General features: G+C 63.1%; 15 protein-coding genes. 12 read left to right on the forward strand and 3 right to left on the reverse strand.

The annotated features are described in order from the left end of the window. Window positions 1-33 precede the first annotated feature (33 nt). From NHL60_RS02465 to NHL60_RS02475, 3 genes are all read left to right on the forward strand, one after another. The gene (locus tag NHL60_RS02465) at window positions 34-1,293 is read left to right on the forward strand and encodes a TRAP transporter large permease (RefSeq protein WP_253451951.1); all 1,260 of its coding nucleotides are present in this window, start codon (window positions 34-36) and stop codon (window positions 1,291-1,293) included. A 103-nt stretch (window positions 1,294-1,396) separates the two neighbouring features. Continuing rightward, entirely contained in the window at window positions 1,397-2,956 is a 1,560-nt protein-coding gene (locus NHL60_RS02470; RefSeq protein ID WP_301271086.1) for an acyl CoA:acetate/3-ketoacid CoA transferase, read from the forward strand. Window positions 2,957-3,028: 72 nt separating this feature from the next. Then, complete coding sequence (locus NHL60_RS02475; protein ID WP_253448549.1) at window positions 3,029-4,219, forward strand: thiolase family protein; 1,191 nt, start codon at window positions 3,029-3,031, stop codon at window positions 4,217-4,219. Window positions 4,220-4,255: 36 nt separating this feature from the next. On the opposite strand, the gene NHL60_RS02480 is transcribed toward NHL60_RS02475, so the two are convergent. The 3 genes from NHL60_RS02480 to NHL60_RS02490 form a co-directional block, all read right to left on the reverse strand. Then, complete coding sequence (locus NHL60_RS02480) at window positions 4,256-4,729, reverse strand: MarR family winged helix-turn-helix transcriptional regulator (RefSeq protein ID WP_253448552.1); 474 nt, start codon at window positions 4,727-4,729, stop codon at window positions 4,256-4,258. Window positions 4,730-4,925: 196 nt separating this feature from the next. Next, window positions 4,926-5,915 carry an amidohydrolase family protein gene (locus NHL60_RS02485; protein WP_253448555.1) on the reverse strand — a complete coding sequence of 330 codons (990 nt, stop codon included), beginning with the start codon at window positions 5,913-5,915 and terminating at the stop codon, window positions 4,926-4,928. A gap of 2 nt (window positions 5,916-5,917) precedes the next feature. Further along, on the reverse strand, window positions 5,918-6,310 hold the full coding sequence (locus NHL60_RS02490; RefSeq protein ID WP_253448558.1) for a RidA family protein: 393 nt from the start codon (window positions 6,308-6,310) through the stop codon (window positions 5,918-5,920). 393 nt (window positions 6,311-6,703) lie between these two features. Between NHL60_RS02490 and NHL60_RS02495 the strand changes: the two genes are divergently transcribed. The 9 genes from NHL60_RS02495 to NHL60_RS02535 all read left to right on the forward strand — a co-directional run bounded on the left by NHL60_RS02495 (window position 6,704) and on the right by NHL60_RS02535 (window position 17,192). Beyond that, a complete protein-coding gene (locus tag NHL60_RS02495; protein ID WP_253448561.1) occupies window positions 6,704-7,927 on the forward strand; it encodes a Rieske 2Fe-2S domain-containing protein in 1,224 nt (407 codons plus the stop codon). 71 nt (window positions 7,928-7,998) lie between these two features. Beyond that, window positions 7,999-10,152, forward strand: coding sequence for an acetate--CoA ligase family protein (locus tag NHL60_RS02500; RefSeq protein WP_253448565.1), 2,154 nt, complete (start codon window positions 7,999-8,001; stop codon window positions 10,150-10,152). 13 nt (window positions 10,153-10,165) lie between these two features. Continuing rightward, on the forward strand, window positions 10,166-11,347 hold the full coding sequence (locus NHL60_RS02505; RefSeq protein WP_253448568.1) for an acyl-CoA dehydrogenase family protein: 1,182 nt from the start codon (window positions 10,166-10,168) through the stop codon (window positions 11,345-11,347). A gap of 9 nt (window positions 11,348-11,356) precedes the next feature. After that, window positions 11,357-12,478 (forward strand): acyl-CoA dehydrogenase family protein, encoded by a 1,122-nt coding sequence (locus tag NHL60_RS02510; RefSeq protein ID WP_253448571.1) that lies wholly within the window; start codon window positions 11,357-11,359, stop codon window positions 12,476-12,478. A gap of 42 nt (window positions 12,479-12,520) precedes the next feature. Beyond that, window positions 12,521-13,468: an SDR family oxidoreductase gene (locus NHL60_RS02515; RefSeq protein ID WP_253448574.1), complete on the forward strand. Its 948-nt coding sequence runs from the start codon at window positions 12,521-12,523 to the stop codon at window positions 13,466-13,468. A 59-nt stretch (window positions 13,469-13,527) separates the two neighbouring features. Beyond that, complete coding sequence (locus tag NHL60_RS02520; protein WP_253448577.1) at window positions 13,528-14,388, forward strand: MaoC/PaaZ C-terminal domain-containing protein; 861 nt, start codon at window positions 13,528-13,530, stop codon at window positions 14,386-14,388. Beyond that, on the forward strand, window positions 14,385-15,548 hold the full coding sequence (locus NHL60_RS02525) for a thiolase domain-containing protein (RefSeq protein WP_253448580.1): 1,164 nt from the start codon (window positions 14,385-14,387) through the stop codon (window positions 15,546-15,548). Before NHL60_RS02520 ends, NHL60_RS02525 begins: the two co-directional genes overlap by 4 nt. Before the next feature lies 1 nt (window position 15,549). Continuing rightward, window positions 15,550-15,951, forward strand: a complete 402-nt coding sequence (locus tag NHL60_RS02530) for a Zn-ribbon domain-containing OB-fold protein (protein ID WP_253448583.1) — start codon at window positions 15,550-15,552, stop codon at window positions 15,949-15,951. Window positions 15,952-15,986: 35 nt separating this feature from the next. Next, on the forward strand, window positions 15,987-17,192 hold the full coding sequence (locus tag NHL60_RS02535; RefSeq protein ID WP_253448585.1) for a CaiB/BaiF CoA-transferase family protein: 1,206 nt from the start codon (window positions 15,987-15,989) through the stop codon (window positions 17,190-17,192). Window positions 17,193-17,198: the final 6 nt, after the last annotated feature.

Raw genomic sequence — 17,198 nt, forward strand, 5'->3', positions numbered from 1 at the left:
GTTGAAGTTGGTTTCTACGGTCTTGCCATCTTGATGGTACTTCTGGTGCTGCGGGTGCCGGTTGCGCTCTCGCTAATCATTGTCTCCCTCGGTGGCATGACGGTGATGTTTGGCTGGAGCACTGCCATAGGGATGCTCTCCTCGACGCCCTATGAGTTCATTGCCAAGTGGACGCTGAGTGCGGTGCCCATGTTCTTGCTGATGGGGTTTGTCTGTTACCACACCGGGCTCACCAACGGGCTCTTCAATGCCGCCAAGGTAGTGTTTCGCTGGCTGCCTGGCGGAGTGGCGATCTCCAGTATCGTGGCCAGCTCGGGTTTCGCCGCCGTGAGTGGCTCGAGCGTGGCCTGCTCGGCGGCCATGGGGCGTATCGCCATTCCCGAGATGGTCCGCGGTGGTTACAAGCCAAGCTTTGCCTGCGGCACCATCGCTGCCGGGGGGACCATCGGCGCTCTTATCCCGCCCAGCATTCTGATGATCGTGTATGGCGTCTTTGCCCAGGTCTCGATTACCCAGGTGTTCCTGGGGGGCATCACCATCGGCCTGCTGACTGCCCTGAGCTATAGCCTGGTCATTCTGACGGTCAGCTGGCTGCGCCCCGATATCGTGCCTCGTGAGGCAATCGGTGCCCGGGATGTGTCTGCTCGTCAGGCGCTGCTCGACATCTGGCCGGTGCTGGTGCTGGGGGTGCTGGTGTTCGGCGGTCTCTTTTCCGGGTTCTTTACCGCCACCGAAGCGGGTGCGGTTGGCGCGGCCGGTGCCATTCTGATTGGCCTTGCGCTGAGGCGCCTGAGCGCCAAGACGATGAAGACCGCGCTGCTCGAGACGCTGTCTACTACCTCGGCGCTGTTGATCATCGGCGTGGGTGCCAGCATGTTCACTCTCTTTCTGAGCCTGAGTGGGCTGGCCGGCTATATCACCGGCGCCGTTACCGGCTGGGACCCCACCTATTTGCAGCTGATGCTGGTGGTCGTGGTGATCTACCTGTTTCTCGGCCTCTTCATGGAGCCCTTCGGCGCCATGCTGGTCACCCTGCCAGTGCTGCTGCCGATCTTCGAGCTCTACGATGTCAGTCTGATCTGGTTCGGCGTGCTGCTGGTGAAATTGCTGGAGATTGGCATGATCACGCCTCCGGTAGGCATGAACATCTTCGTGATCAAGGGCGTCGCGGGTCAGTACGCCTCGCTGATGGATATCTTCCGGGGCGTGTCGACCTTCCTGGTGGCCGACATCCTGGTGGTCGCGCTGGTGATCTTCTATCCGCAGATTGTGCTGCTGCTGACCAGCGGGTAACGGGGCATGTCTCGTCGAAGGCGGCGGTTTTCGCATAAAAATGTTTGTTGATTAAACAATGTATTTCCCTGATGTTGAACGCTTTCGCAAGAGGGCCACACGAGTGAACAAGATCATCGACAGCACTACCGCGGCGGGCCTGATCCAGGATGGCGACACCGTCATCTGGACCACCGCCGGCCTGTGCGGCTTCGCCGAGGCCGTAGCCACGGCGCTGGAGGCCCGCTTCCTGGAAACCGGGGCACCCCGCCACCTGACCGTGGCACACAGCTGTGGCTGTGGGGACGGCAAGACGCGTGGCATGAACCACCTGGGCCATGCCGGTCTGGTCGACCGGCTTATCAGCGGTCACACCGGTCAGGCGCCGCGCATGGGTGAGCTGATCCGCGAGAACCGAATCGAAGGCTACCTGCTGCCTCAGGGGGTGCTGGCGCACCTGTGGCGGCATATCGCCGGCAAGAAGCCCGGAGTGCTGAGCAAGGTGGGTCTGGGCACCTTCGTCGATCCGCGTCTCGAGGGCGGCAAGGCCAACGAAGCCGCCGAGGAGGACCTGGTCAAGCTGGTCGAGCTCGAGGGCGAGGAGTGGCTACTGTACCGCACCTTCCCGGTAAACGTGGCGGTGATCCGGGCCACGACCGCCGATGAGCGCGGAAACCTGAGCATGGAACGCGAGGCGATCTTCCTCGAACAGCTCTCCATGGCCCAGGCGGCGAAGAACAGCGGTGGCATTGTCATCGCCCAGGTGGAGTACCTGGCCCAGCAGGGCACTTTGCACCCCCAGCGGGTCAAGGTGCCGGGCGACCTGGTGGACTATGTGGTGGTGGCCGAGCCCGAGCACCATATGCAGACCATGTCCACGGGTTACAACCCGGCGCTCTCCGGTGACATCAAGGTGCCGCTGGGCGGTATCAAGCCGATGGCTCTGGACCCGCGCAAGGTAATCGCCCGCCGAGCCGCCATGGAGCTGGTGCCGGGCGGGGTGGTCAACCTCGGCATCGGCATGCCCGAAGGGGTCTCCAGCGTGGCGGCGGAGGAGGGCGTTAGCGACCTCATGACCCTGACCACGGAGCTGGGCACCTACGGCGGTGTACCCGCCAGCGGTGGCGACTTCGCTACCTCCTACAACGCCGAGGCGATCATCGACCACGGTTATCAGTTCGATTTCTACGACGGTGGCGGCCTAGACGTCTGCTTCCTGGGTCTGGCCCAGACCGATCACGAGGGCAACCTCAATGTCAGCAAGTTCGGCGACAAGGTCGTTGGGCCAGGCGGATTCATCAATATCAGCCAGAACGCCCGCAAGGTGGTGTTCTGCGGCACCTTTACCAATGGTGGAGAGGTGGTCGTCGAGGACGATGGGATCCGGATCCAGCAGGAGGGGCATCGCCGCAAGTTCGTGCAGCGAGTCGATCAAATCACCTTCAGTGGCCGCTACGCCCAGGAGGTCGGCAAGCCGGTGCTCTTCGTCACCGAGCGCTGTGTCTTCGAGCTGATCGACGGTGAAGTCACGCTCACCGAGGTGGCCCCGGGTATCGACATCGAGCATGACATTCTGGCGGCCATGGACTTCGTACCGCGCATCTCCAGTGAGCTTCGCGAGATGCCGGCCGAGCTCTTCCAGCCCCAATGGGGCGGCCTGCGCAAGCATCTGACACGCGATTGAGTATCAGGGTTGGGGTCGCCTCTCGAGTCAGCGGGAGGGGCCCCTTTTTTACCCCTCAAGGAGATCTTACACATGTTCAAGAATGCCTATATCCCCTACGGCGGCTACTATTCCAGCCCATTCTGCAAATGGCAGGGCAGCCTGGCAAATATCAACGCCATTGAGCTGGGTGCCGCTACCAGCAAGCGCTGGTTGGCCAGTCGCGATATTGACCCCGAGATCATCGATTACCTCTACCTGGGAGTCTCGGTGGGGCAGAAGTCGATCTTCTACGGGGCGCCCTGGGCGGCGGCCATGATGGGGGCCGGTCATGCGCCGGGTCAGAATGTCACCCAGGCCTGCGCCACCGCGACCACCGCAATATTCAATGCTGCCCTGGCGGTAGAGAGTGGCAGTTTCGACACCACCTACTGCCTGCTCGCCGATCGCACTTCCAACGGCCCCCATACCATCTGGCCCAATCCCAATGGGCCGGGCGGCGAAGTGATCGCCGAAAACTGGAACATGGACAACATCGCGGCGGATCCGGCGACCGGAAAGGATATGCTGACCACCGCCGAGAATGTGGCCCGCGAGCACGGTTTCAGCAGGGAGCAGGCCGATGAGCTGACCCTGAGGCGCTACCAGCAGTACGCCGAGGCGCTGGCCGAGGATCGCGCCTTTCAGAAACGCTATATGTTTCCCCTGGAGGTGCCAGTCTCTCGTAGGGAGACTCGACGGGTGGAGGCCGATGAGGGGGTCACGGAGACCACGGCGGAGGGGCTTGCCAAGCTGCGTACGGTCCAGCCGGAGGGTATCCATACCTTCGGTTCACAGACCCATCCGGCCGATGGCAATGCCGGCCTTATCGTGACCACCCGTGAAAGGGCCGCCGAGCTCAGCACCGATCCTCGACTGGCCGTTCAGGTGGTGGCCTATGGTCACGCCCGTGCCAAACCGGCCCATATGCCCATGGCCCCGGCCAGCGCAGCGCAGCGCGCCCTGGACCAGGCCGGCCTGACCATCGGCCAGATGAAGTCGATCAAGAATCACTCGCCCTTCATCGTCAACGATCTGCACCTGGCCAGGGCGCTGGAAATCGAAGCCGGTACCTTCAACAACTACGGCACCTCCCTGGTGTTCGGTCACCCCCAGGGACCCACCCTGGCGCGTCTGCTGATCGAGGCCATCGAGGAGACCGCCCTCAAGGGGGGGGGCTATGCGCTGGTGACCGGCTGTGCTGCAGGGGATTCCGCCGCAGCGCTGATCGTCAAGGTGGGGTGATCGATCAGAGTGCTCCAGGCCGGAGAGTAGCAATCTCTACCCCGGCCTGTGGCTGTCCTGAGCTCGGCGATAGACACGCTGAAGGGTGTCCCGGAAGATCTGGAGGGTGTCGGCATCAAGCTCTCCAAAGATCTCGTGCTCGATATCGGCGATCACATGCTTGCATGTCTCCTGCAGGCGTTTGCCTTTGGCAGTAAGGCTAATGGCCAGCAGGCGTCGGTTCTCGGTGTTGGGCTCCCTCAGTATCAACCCACGCTTGTCCAGCTGCGTCAGGATGGGGCCCATGGTCTGGGGCGTCACGAAGAAGTGTCGTGACAGCTCCGCCGAGGAGAGGCCGCTGTAACGCCTGATGACCGAGAGAACGGTGTACTGCAGGGAGGTCAGGCCATGCTCCTTGAGAGCCGGGTCGATCCAGGAGTTACGGATGATGTTGGTAGTCTGGGCCAGCAGGTACGTAGTGCTTCGGCTCTGGCTTTGGCTCTGTTTCAGCTTGACGGCAGCATTATCCATGGGGTGTATCCCTTGCTTTCGATTGACAGGCGATGCGCTGGCGCGAGAGGTCCTGTTGGGATCCTATCATATAAGGATGGCATATAAGCCGGGGTGATGATCAAGAATGGTAGCCTGTCAGGATAGCGTAACCGCTATGCCTGGCACTTGCCGTAAGGCTGGCCAGAGGGGGAGGGCGTGCCCTCCCCGGGGTTGATTACTTCAGGTTCAGGTTATAAAGGCTGCAGCAGTTGCACTCGAAGAGGTTCCTGCGCTGTTCCTCGGTCAGCCAGTCGATCTCCTCAATGACAGGCTTGAGGTGGTCGAAGTCACGTCCGCTCACGGGATCGCGTGCACTGCCGGTGCCTGGCTTCTCGGTGCCGAACAGGACATTGTCGGTGCCGACGACCTTGAACAGGAACTCGAGGGCCTCCTTGGAGTAGTTACAGGTGTCGAAGTGAAGCTTCTTGAGCTTCTCGTCGAAGCTTTGCTCTTCCCCCTTGCGCACGTTCCAGGCTCGGAAGCGCCCCATCTGGTAAGGGATAGCACCGCCGCCATGGGGAATGACGATCTTGAGCGCCGGGAAGCGATCGAAGGTATCCGAGGTGAGCAGGGAGATGACGGCGGTGCTTTCCTCGTTGATGAACTTCAGCGTATAGCTTTCACGCGGCTGGCAGCTGCCGGCAGAGTGGATCAGCGCCGGCACATCCAGTTCGACCATCTTCTCGTAGAGGGGATGCCAGAAGGGGTCACCGAGGCCGGGCGGTGGCAGCTCATCACCCTCGGTGGGGTCCGGGTTGATCAGACAGCCGACGAAGCCGAGCTCCTTGACGCAGCGCTCCAGCTCCGACACAACGCGTACGGAGGGGCACTCATGTCGGTGCTGGGGAAGGCCGGCGACTCCACGGAAGCGGTCTGGAAACATCTCCACCAGGCGATAGATGACGTCGTTGACGTGCCGGTTCCAGAGTTCGGAGACGATGGCTGGTTTGAGAGAGTGCAGCTGCAGATAAGGGCGTGGGGAGATCAGCTGAATATCTGTCCCCACGGAGTCCATGATCTTGAGCAGAGCCTCACCTGAGGCTCGGATCGAGGCATCGGGAATTTTCGGATTGCCGGAAGGATTACCGCGTCCTCCAACCAGTTCGGTGAAGTACTTGTAGCTCTCCTGGGGCATGACGATATGAGCATGAGAATCGATAATCATGATTATTTTCCTTCTGGAATGATTGCGATCACTTCGATCTGCAGGTGCAGGGGAACGGGAAGCTCGGCCAGCTGAATATGCCGTGCCGGCCGGTCATCCGGGTCGGGAAAATGTTTCAACCAGGCTTCGTTGATGAGGTCGCGAACGGCGTTGTCGCGGATGGAGATGGCCATCTTGCCGATATGGCCCAGGCTGGTACCGGCGGTATCGACCAGGGACTGCAGGTGAGCGAAGACTAACTCTACCTGGCGTGCTGCGCTGTCGGCAGGTTGACCGGTTTCGGGATCGATGCCCGAGATGGCGGAAGAGAACAGCAGGTTGCCGACTCGGGCGGCCCCGGGAATCGGAGCGCGGTGCCCGAACCCGGGAATCGAGATGCTGCGTTTTCCGGTCATGGAAATTCTCCTTCTTTCTTGTTGTTTAAGGGCCAGTGGCCCCTGATGCTTTCGCTCCGGGGGCTCTGGTGTTTCATACTAAAGTCGATGTCTGTGGCTGTTTCTCGCTCCTCATTGCATGAACTTTCTTTTTATTTCAATAGTTTGTCATGGCTCTCGGAGAGCTGTCTGGTCTCGTTATTTCACCTGGGAAGCGGCTTGACAAAACGTCTTCGCGGCGACACGATGTATGTAAGGTTCCCTGATAAAGAAAAGAAAAGCAACCCCCGACGTCCAGCCTCTTGTCACCGTCTCGCCACCGCCGAGATCCGGGAGCCCGCCTCCGTGACACCTGGCCGAGGAGCCGACATAGCCAATCGGGTTGAGAAGGATACAAGGAGAATAACGATGCCTATGACACCGCAAGAAAATGATCGCCTGACTCGTGTAGAGAACGGTGCCCCCATGGGGCAGATGCTGCGCCAGTGGCACTGGCTGCCGGCGGTCCCCTCACTGTCGCTCGAGGCCGGCGGCACTCCCATCCGCGTGCGTCTGCTGGGGGACAACTATGTCGTATTCCGCTCCGATGATGGCCGGGTGGCCTGTTTCGATGAGCAGTGCCCACACCGCAAGGCGTCACTGGCGGTAGCGCGCAACGAGGACAATGCCCTTACCTGTCTGTTCCATGGCTGGAAGTTCAGCGTGACTGGCGAGATGATCGAGGCGCCCAATCATACCGGCGATCAGGTCAGCTTCTGTCAGAAGGTCAAGTTCAACAGCTACAGGATATGTGAAGCCGGCGGTATCGTCTGGGTATGGCTCGGGGAGGGTGAGACTCCCCCCGCCTTCCCCGAGCTGCCCTTTACCTCCCTGCCCGAGGACCAGCGGGCCGTGGCCTGCCAGGAAATTCCCACCAACTGGGTGCAGGGTGTCGAAGCCTCCATGGATACCTCTCATGTGGGCGTGCTGCACTCCTCCTCCACCGAGCTGACCTCCGGCAAGTCGCAGCGCATGCACATGACCAGGGTGCGGGCGCCTCGCCTCGAGTTCGAGGAGATGACTTACGGGTTCCGCTATGCGGCCCTGCGCCCTCTGGGTGAAGATGAGCAGTATGTACGTGTCAACAACTTCGTGATGCCCTGGTACGGCATTATCTGTCCCCCTGAAGAGGGTGGGCCGGGCACCGTCTTCTTCAGCGTGCCGGTGGATGATACCCATCACCGTGCCTGGTTCGTCCATTTCAATACCAGCCGTCCCCTGGGGGTGACACCCTTTACTATTGGCTCGGATCTGATGGATTTTCCGCCGCTGCCGCCCGGCGACGAGACCAACAACTGGGGCCAGGATCGTGGTGTCATGGCGCGTGGTCACTTCAGCGGCTTCCCTCAGCACTTCGGTACCGAGGACTTCGCCATCTTCCTGGGCCAGGGGCCGATCGTGGACCGGACCACCGAGCAGCTCTGCTCCGCCGATGGTGCCGTGCTGCGGGTGCGCAACCTGCTGCTGCGTGCCGCCGAGCAGCATGAAAACGGCAAGCCGGCTCCCTCCGCCGAGGAGCTGAAGTACGCCGAGATTCGCTCCGTGGGTGGCGTCATCCCGGAGGAACAGGACTGGCGTGTCCTGGTGGATGGCGAGTGACGATTCCTGATGTGATGGACGTGCGTCGGCCAACCCGCGGGGTTGGTCGGCCCAGAGGAGACAACAACACAATGCTTACTACGCCACTTCTGCATGGAGAGCGACAGCTCCATGACGTCAGTCGTCTGCTCCATCCCCGCTCCATCGCGGTGGTGGGGGTGTCCGACAGCGAGCGTTCCTTCGGCAATTTCGTGCTCTCCAATCTCGAGAGCTTCGACTACACCGGCCAACTCCACCTGGTCAGCCGATCTTCCAGCGAGGTACAGGGACGGGCCTGCGTGGGCTCCATCGACGACTTGCCGGAGGGTGTCGATGTGGCGGTGTTGACGGTGCCGGCCTCGGCGGTCATCGAGTCGGTGCGTGCCTGCGGGCGGCGCGGTATCGGGGCGGCGGTGGTGTTCGCTTCCGGGTTTTCCGAGGCCGGCGAGGAGGGCGAGCGTCAGCAGGCGGAGCTCACGCGGGTCGCCGCTGAGGGCGGTGTCATGGTAGTAGGGCCCAACTGCATGGGGCTCAGCAACCTGGTCGATGGGATACCACTGACCTTCGAGCCACAGATGCTGGGCCCTGACTACAGTGCCAGACTGCGTCAGGAGAGTCAGCCGGGGGTTGCAGTGGTGGCCCAGAGCGGCGCCATGTCCAACAACCTTCGTGATGCCCTGATTGCCAATGGCCTGCCGGTCATGCATGCCGTCTCCACCGGCAACGAGGCGGTGCTGAGTATCGAGGATCATCTGGCTTATCTGGTCGATGAGCCGCGTGTCGGGGTCATTGCTCTCTATGTGGAGCAGGTGCGCTACCCGGAACTCTTTCTGGCGCAGGTGGCCCGGGCCCGCCAGGCCGGCAAGCCTGTCGTCATGTTGATGCCCGGGCGCAGCGCTCGCGCCAGGGATGCAGTGCAGTCCCATACCGGCGCCCTGGCAGGCAACCATGCAGCGGCCTGCGTGCGGCTGCGTGCCGAAGGGGTGCTGCTGGTGGATACCCTGGATGAACTGTTCGACGTGACCGCCATCCTGCACAGGTTTCCCGAGCCGCCGGCGGCACCGCCGGCTCTGCTGACCAATTCCGGGGCGATCAAGAACTGTGCTCTGGACCTGGGCGAGGATATCGGCTTGACTTTCCCCGCCTTTGCCGACTCCACCGTGTCGGGGCTCGGGGCCATTCTGCCCTCCTATGCCGTGGCGGAGAACCCGCTGGACTTCACCACCATCAGCGCCAGGGATCCGGAAGCCTATACCCGGCTGTGTCGGGTGGTAGTGGAGGATGCCGGCATCGGCGGCGTCATGGTGGCGATGATGGGGGGGCCCAGGGTCGGTCAACTCGACAAGGCGCGTCATCTGGTACCTGCCATCGCCCAGTGCCACAAGCCCGCGGCGCTGATCATCCTCGGTGACCAGACCGAGCTGATCCCGGAGTTTCGCCAGGCCATTAAGGAGAGCGGCGTGCCCTTCTTCCGCTCCGTAGACCGGGCGGTACGCGCCTTCACCCGGGTGGAGCAGTATGGCCGCAGCCTGCGGCGCCAGCGCGCCGAGCCGGGCGAACGCCGGCTCCCGGTGCTGCCTGGCAGCGGGCTGCATGCCGAGTATCGCTGCAAGCAGTGGCTTGCCGACATGGGGGTCGCCTTTCCCGCGGGGCGGCTGGCCACCAGCGCCGACGAAGCCGTGGCGGTCGCCGAGCAGGTCGGCTATCCCGTGGTACTCAAGGCTCAGTCCGCCGACCTTCCTCACAAGTCCGATGCCGGTGGTGTGGTAGTCGGTCTGGCCGATGAGCAGGCGCTGCGTCAAGGCTGGGAGCGTCTGCAGTCGGCGGTAGCATCGGCTCGGCCCGAGCTGACCCTGGACGGGGTGCTGGTGGAGGCCATGGGCCGCAGCGGCGTCGAGCTGATCGTCGGTGCACGCCGCGACCCTCAGTGGGGGCCGGTGGTGATGGTCGGCCTGGGAGGCGTCTGGATCGAGGCGCTCAAGGATGTGCGTCTGCTGCCCGCCGATGTGCCTCAGGAAGCGATCGCGCAGGAGGTCCTCGCCCTCAAGGGGGCCGCCCTGCTGACCGGTCTGCGCGGCAGCGAGCCGGTGGATATTGCCGCCATCGCCGAGGTGGTCGCCCGGGTCGGGGAGGTCATGCAGAGCTGCCCTGAGGTGGAGGAGATCGACATCAATCCGCTGGTGGCCTATCCCGATGGCGTCGTGGCACTGGATGCGCTGGTCGTGACCAGCCCGCAACACTACTAGGCGAGAACGAATCATGAGACTGGAATTTACACCTGAAGAAGAGGCCTTCCGCCAGGAGGTCCGGGCATTCGTCGAGGCGGAACTGGATCCCGCGATCAGGGCCAAGGTCGAGCGCGGCCTGCGCCTCGAGAAGGTCGATTATGTGGCCTGGTACACCAGGCTCCATGAGAAGGGCTGGATCACCCCGGGCTGGCCGGAGGAGCATGGCGGCCCCGGCTGGACCCCGATCCAGAAGTATCTCTTCGACGAGGAGACCCTGCTGGGAGGCGCACCTCGGATCATCGCCAGCGGTATCAACATGCTGGGGCCAGTGCTGATCGCCTTCGGCACTCCCGAGCAGAAGGAGAAGTACCTGCCGGCCATCCGTCGCAGCGAGAGCTGGTGGGCCCAGGGCTTTTCCGAGCCCGGCTCCGGCTCCGATCTGGCCTCCATGCGCACCACCGCCGTGCGCGATGGGGACCACTACATCGTCAATGGCCACAAGATCTGGACCTCCTACGCCCACTTCTGCGACAAGCTGTTCTGCCTGGTCAAGACCGACAGGGAGGCCAAGCCTCAGGAGGGGATCTCCTTCCTGCTGATAGATCTGGACACTCCCGGCATCGAAGTGCGCCCGATCAAGCTCTACGAGGGGGGTAACGACCTCAACGAGGTGTTCCTGGACAACGTTCGGGTGCCGGTGGAGAACCTGATCGGCGAGGAGAACAAGGGCTGGACCTACGCCAAGTATCTGCTGGGGCACGAGCGCACCGGTATCGCCGGTATCGGGGCTTCCAAGCAGCAATTACTGCGGGTCAAGCGGCTGCTGGCCGAGCAGGGCATGGAGGGGGAGCCTCACTTCCGGCGCCGGGTCGCCGAGCTGGAGATCGAGCTGCTGGCCCTGGAGGCCACCGGGCTGCGTATCCTCGGCGAGAATCAGGTCTTCAGTGCACCGGGGGCCGAGGCCTCGATGCTCAAGGTGCGCGGTACCGAGCTGCGCCAGGATATCTTCGAGCTTCTCTACGAAGTCGCCGGCCCGGCCGCCATTCCCTTCTCCGAGGAGGCCATGCGGCTGGAGGGCGAAGATCCGCTGATCGGCGATGATGAGCGTGCTTCGCTGGCAGCCAACTTCCTGGATTCCCGGAAGCTATCCATCTACGGCGGCACCAACGAGGTGCAGCGCAACGTCACGGCCCAAATGTTGCTGCGAGGTTAGGAGACGATCATGGATTTCTCGATTAGCGAAGAGCAGTTGCAGCTGCGGGATGCGGTCAAGCGGTTCTGCGACGGTGAGTATCCCCAGGAGCGCCGAGGACAGCCGGTGAGTATCGACCGCCGGCGTGAGCGCTGGGGCATGATGGCCGAGCTGGGCCTGACCGGGCTGATCCTCAGCGAGGCCTGTGGCGGTAGTGATCTGGGCATGGTGGAGCAGATGGGGGTTCTCGAGGAGCTGGGGCGCTGTTTGAGCCCCGAACCCTATCTCTCCACGGCCGTTATATCAGCAAGCCTTATACAGTCAATGGGAAATGCCGAGCAGCGGGAGCGGTGGCTGGCGCCAATCGCTGCCGGCGAGCTGCGCATGGCCCTGGCCCTGGATGAGCCCCGGGGACGCTATGCCTACGCGACGATGGCATGTCGGCTGACCCCCGAGGGGGATGGCTATCGCCTGGATGGGGAGAAGTGCCTGGTACTGGATGGACCCTATGCCGATGCCTATGTGGTGGCGGCCCGGCATGAGGGAAGCCTGCAGCTGCTGGTGGTGCCTGCGGATGCGGCGGGGTTGACCCGGACCGCCGGCACCACCCTGGATGCTCGCGAAATCGCCACGCTCGGCTTCGCCGGGGTGTTGGTGTCCCCCTCGCAGCATCTGGCCGAGGGGGAGAGGGCCGAGCAGGCTCTCCAGGCAGTACTGAACCGCGCTTCGGCGGCGCTGTGTGCCGAGTCGGTGGGTGCCATGACCGAGCTGGTGGAGCAGACCCGCGAGTTCCTCAAGGTGCGCAAGCAATTCGGTGCCCCTCTGGGCAAGTTTCAGGCGCTGCAGCATCGTCTCGTCGACATGGTGATCGCCCTGGAACAGTCCCGTTCCATGGCTGCTCTGGCGGCTATGGCCGTCGATGAGGCGGGTGACAGGAAGTGCCTAAAACTGGTCTCCGCTGCCCGAGTCAGCGTGGCCCGAGCCGCACGGCTGATCGCCAAGGAGGCGGTGCAGATGCACGGTGCCATGGGCATGACCGACGAGTGTCAGGTGGGGCACTACGTCAAGCGCCTGATGGTCACCGAGCGTCTGTTCGGCGACGTCTCTTATCACCTGGAAAGTTTCGAGAACACTACCGCGACGGCGGCGTAAGTCTCAGGACACCTCATCAACAACAAGGCTAGGAGCCAAGATATGAGCAACCTCACTACCGAATCCCTCGACGGCAACCTCAAGAACACCCTCCAGGACAAGGTGATCCTGGTCACCGGCGCCGGCAACGGCATCGGGCGCGCCATTGCCCACTACTGTGCCGCCCAGGGTGCCAGGGTGGTGGTCAACGACTTCGGTACCAGCCTGACCGGCGACAAGGAAGAGACCAGCCCCGCCGAGAAGGTGGTCAACGAGATCAAGGAGGCCGGCGGTCAGGCCGTGGCCAACCAGGATAGCGTCTCGGACCCTGAAGGCGCCCAGCGCATGGTGGATCTGGGCGTAGAGACCTGGGGGCGTATCGATGGAGTGGTCAACAACGCCGGCGTGCTGCGCGACAAGATCTTCCACAAGATGAGCCTGGAAGATTGGAAGCTGGTCATCGATACCCATCTCAATGGCTCCTTCTATACCTCCATCGCCGCGGCGCAACACTTCAAGGCCCAGGGCTCCGGTGCCTTCGTGCACATGACTTCCCCGACCGGCGTGGTGGGCATGCTGGGGCAGGCCAACTACGGGGCCGCCAAGTCCGGGATCATCGGGCTCTCCAAGGCCATCGCCCTGGACATGCAGCGCGCCGGGGTGCGCTCCAACACCGTCTCTCCCTCCGCCTTTACCCGCATGCTCGACAATATCGTGGCCGAGACCCCGGAGCAGAAGGCGCGACTCGCCAAGGCCAAGCTCAATACCCCCGAGAAGGTGGCGCCGCTTATCGCCTATCTGCTCTCCGACCTGGCCGAGGGAATCACCGGGCAGATCTTCGGGGTACGCCGCAACGAGCTGATGCTGTTCAACCAGATTCGCCCGATTCGCTCCGTGTCCTACGGGGACGGCTGGACCCAGGAAGCGATCCACGACAGCGCCATGCCCTCCATGAAGCGATTCTTCACGCCTCTGGACGGCGGCGAATACTTTGCCTGGGACTCCATGTAACAGACGCCGGGGGCGAGGCGATGCGCCTGGCCCCGGCACGATACAACAAGGACAAAGCCATGCCGATCAATCGAGAATTCCTGATCAATTGGGAGATGGAGCCGGTAGTTCAGCGCTACACGGACAAGGACACCATGCTGTTCGCCCTGAGCCTGGGGCTGGGCATGGATCCCGAGGATCCCAGGCAGCTGCAGTATGTCTATGAAGAGGGGCTCCAGGCGTTTCCCACCATGCCGTTGGTGCTCTGCTCCCCGCAGGGCTGGGCGGTTCACCCCGAGGCGGGAATCAACTACCGCATGATGGTGCACAGCGAGCAGCGCCTGAAGATCCACAAGCCGCTCCCCCCGGCGGGCACCCTGCGCGCGGTGACTCGGGTCGATGATGTCATCGACAAGGGAGAGGGGCGCGGCGCCATCCTCTATCTCAGCCGTGACATCCACGACGACGAGAGCGGTGAGCTGCTGGCCACGGTGAGCGGTACCGCCTTCGCTCGTGCAGATGGTGGTTTCGGGGGGCCGAGCGGACCCATGATCGAGCCCCACAGGCTGCCGGAAGGAGAAGCCGAGTATCGCCTCGAGGCCACCACCTCCCCCCAGATGGCGCTGCTGTACCGCCTCAACGGGGATCGCAACCCTATCCATGCCTCCCCGGAAATCGCCCGCAGTGCCAGGTTTCCACGCCCGATCCTGCACGGCCTGGCCACCTACGGGGTCGCCGCCAATCTGCTGATCAACGAGTTTGCGGGCGGTGATCCGACCCGACTTCAGGAGTACAACGCGCGCTTCTCGGCGCCCTTCTTCCCCGGTGAAACCCTCACCGTGGAAGCCTGGAAGAAGGGCAACGAGATCTCCTTCCGTGCCTTCGTCGCCGAGCGCGACGCGGTGGTTCTCAACAACGGCTATGCGGTGCTGACATCATGAGTCTCAATGGCAAGGCATACATCGTAGGTGCCTACGAGCACCCCACCCGCCGGGCTGACGATATCTCGGTGGCGCGACTTCATGCGGAAGTGGCCAAGGGCGCCCTGGAGGATGCGGGGCTGAGCAAGTCCGATATCGACGGTTATTTCTGTGCCGGCGATGCGCCGGGGCTGGGTGCCACCAGCATGGTGGAGTACCTGGGGCTCAAGGTGCGTCACGTGGACACCACCGAGTGTGGTGGCTCGGCCCCCATCCTGCACGTGGCCCACGCCGCCGAAGCCATCGCCGCCGGGCGCTGCAATATCGCCCTGGTGACCCTGGCCGGGCGTCCGCGGGCCGCCGGTGCCTCCCTGGCGCTCAAGGCGCCCGATCCGGATGCCCCGGACCTGCCCTTCGAGCTTCCCTTCGGGCCGGCGACCCAGAACCTCTACGCCATGGTGGCGCGCCGCCATATGCATGAATTCGGTACCACCAGCGAACAGCTGGCATGGATCAAGGTGGCTGCCTCGCAGCATGCACAGCACAATCCCAACGCCATGCTGCGCAACCCGGTGACCGTGGAAGAGGTGGTCAACTCGCCGATGATCTCCGACCCACTGCATCGGCTGGACTGCTGTGTCATGAGCGACGGCGGCGGCGCCGTGATCGTGGCACGTCCCGAGATCGCCGCCCAGTTGGGACGCCCGGCGGTCAAGGTGCTGGGCGCCGGAGAGGCCCAGAAGGATGGCCAGGCGGGGCAGATCGATCTGACCTATTCGGCGGCGGCCTGGTCCGGTCCGGCAGCCTTCGAGATGGCGGGCGTCACCCCCGGTGACATCAAGTATGCCTCCCTCTACGACAGCTTCACCATCACCGTGCTGATGCAGCTCGAGGACCTGGGCTTCTGCCGCAAGGGAGAAGGCGGCCGCTTCGTGGCCGACGGCAACCTGATCTCCGGTCAGGGCCGGCTGCCCTTCAACACCGACGGTGGAGGCCTGTGCAACAACCACCCCGCCAATCGTGGCGGCATGACCAAGATCATCGAGGCGGTGCGCCAGCTGCGCGGTGAGGCCGCGCCAGCGGTGCAGGTTGCCAACTGTGACCTGGCCATTGCCAGCGGCATCGGCGGGGCACTCGCCTCACGCCATACCGCAGGCACCATTATTCTGGGGAGGGAGTGAGATGGCAGATGTAAAGCAAGCAAGGCCCGAACCGAAGTCACCACAGATGGATGTGGAGGCCTTCTGGGCCGCCGCCGAGCGGGAAGAACTGCTGATCAAGGAGTGCCAGGCCTGTGGGGAGCCCCACTTCTATCCGCGCATGGTCTGTCCTCACTGCCTCAGCGACCGTGTCGAGTGGAAGGCGGTCAGCGGCAGGGGAGAGATCTACTCCTACAGCACCCTGATGCGCAAGGGACAGCCCGGCCACACCATCGCCTTCGTGCGGCTGGAGGAGGGGGTGACCCTGATGACCAATATCATCGATGCCGATCCGCAGCGTCTGTCCATCGGACAGCCGGTGCGTGCCGTCTTTCGCCGGCTCAAGGAAGAGGGTCCCACGCTGCCACTGTTCGTTCCGGCATGATGGCATCGACTTCTTGACCCAATGTGGAGCCTGACATGCTGAACACCAACAATCATAACGGCCCCCTCTCGCGTTTCACCGTGATTGACGCCAGCCGCGTGCGCGCGGGCCCCACCGCCATTCGGCTCTTTGCCGACATGGGGGCGCGAGTGATCAAGCTCGAGATTCCCGATGGGGCGCCGGGCGGTGATGACATGATCGGCGCGCGGGATCATGACCGGGCCGACTTCGAGAACCTGCATCGCAACAAGGAGAGCCTGACTCTCAATCTCAAGGCCGAGGAGGGCAAGGCGATCTTCCGAGACCTGATCCGCAATGCCGATATCTTCATCGAGAACTACCGTCCCGACGTCAAGTACAAGCTCGGTATCGACTATGAATCGCTGCGTGTGCTCAACCCTCGTCTGGTCTATGCGAGCATTTCCGGTTTCGGTCAGGACGGCCCCTATAGCAAGCGCCCGGGGTTCGACTCCATTGCCCAGGGCATGGGAGGGCTGATGTCCATCACCGGTGAGCCGGGGCGAGGTCCGGCTCGCGTTGGTATCCCCCTGGCTGATCTGTGTGCCGGCCACTTCTGTGCCCAGGGCATCCTGGTGGCGCTGCTCGAGCGAGAGGCGTCCGGCGAAGGGCAGTGGGTGCAGACCAACCTGCTGGAGTCCCAGATCGCCATGCTCGATTTCCAGGCGGCCAAGTGGCTGATCGATGGGCAGGTGTCGGGGCAGAATGGCAACGAGCACCCCCTTACCGTGCCGACCGGCGTCTATGCCACCCGTGATGGTTATCTGAATCTCGCCGCCATCGGCCAGACCATGTGGGTGCGCCTGTGTCAGGTGCTCGGGGTTCCCGAGCTGGTCGAGGAACCGGGCTTCGAGTCGGATGCCATGCGTGTCAAGAATCGCGATCGGGTCAATGCAGCCATCGAAGGGTTCTTCCGGGAGCGCACCACGGCGGAGTGGATCGATGCGCTTAACGAGGCCGGTGTGCCCTGCGGCCCTATCTATGGTATCGACAGGATGTTCGAGGATGAACAGGTCCAGCATCTGGATGTGACCTGGGATATCGATCATCCGGTACGCGGCTCCCTGGAGGTGGTCAACACGCCGATTCGGCTGTCCCGCTTTCCGCGTCCCGAGAAGGCTAGGCCGGCTCCTGAGAAGGGGGAACATACCGATCGCATCCTGACGGAACTGGGACTCTCTCCCGCACGGATCGATGAGCTGAAGCAGCGACACGTCGTTTAGGCGGCG

The sequence above is a fragment of the Halomonas sp. Y3 genome, assembly GCF_024137965.1.
GTDB classification, from domain to species: Bacteria; Pseudomonadota; Gammaproteobacteria; order Pseudomonadales; family Halomonadaceae; genus Halomonas; species Halomonas mongoliensis.